At 57.6% G+C, this 502-nt stretch carries 1 pseudogene; it reads left to right on the forward strand.

Going from position 1 to position 502, the window contains the following annotated elements:
• Positions 1-502 (forward strand): annotated as a pseudogene (locus EXE45_RS17725) (RNA-guided endonuclease TnpB family protein); the annotation flags it as partial.

The raw sequence follows: 502 nt of genomic DNA on the forward strand, positions 1-502 counted from the left end.
TCCAACAACGGTGGGATGACGACGGCGAAATACCTGACGAAGCCGAGTTGAAGTCGGTGTTGAAAGACCACGAACGCTACAGTGACCTACATTCGCAGTCAAGTCAGCGAGTTCTCGAAGAACTTGCTGAGGCGTTCACCGGCTGGTACAACTCCGACGACGGCAACAATCCGCCGGGCTACCGGAAACGCGGCGACCGACACCCGCGTTCCACCGTGACGTGGAAGCAGAAAGGCATCACACACGACGCCAAACACAACCGTGTCCGCCTCTCGAAAGGGTGGAACCTGAAAGAGTCACGGTCTGACTTCATCCTCGCCGAGTACGAAACTCGACCTGACGTACGGGTCGAGAACATCCAGCAGGTGCGTGCCGTCTGGAATGGCGACGAGTGGGAACTCCACCTCGTCTGTAAAAAAGAGATTCCCGTCGAAGACGCGCCGGGCGACAAGACGGCGGGTATCGACCTTGGCATCAGCAACTACCTCGCCATCAACTACGA

The sequence above is a fragment of the Halorubrum sp. SP9 genome (assembly GCF_005435015.1).
Lineage (GTDB): Archaea > Halobacteriota > Halobacteria > Halobacteriales > Haloferacaceae > Halorubrum > Halorubrum sodomense.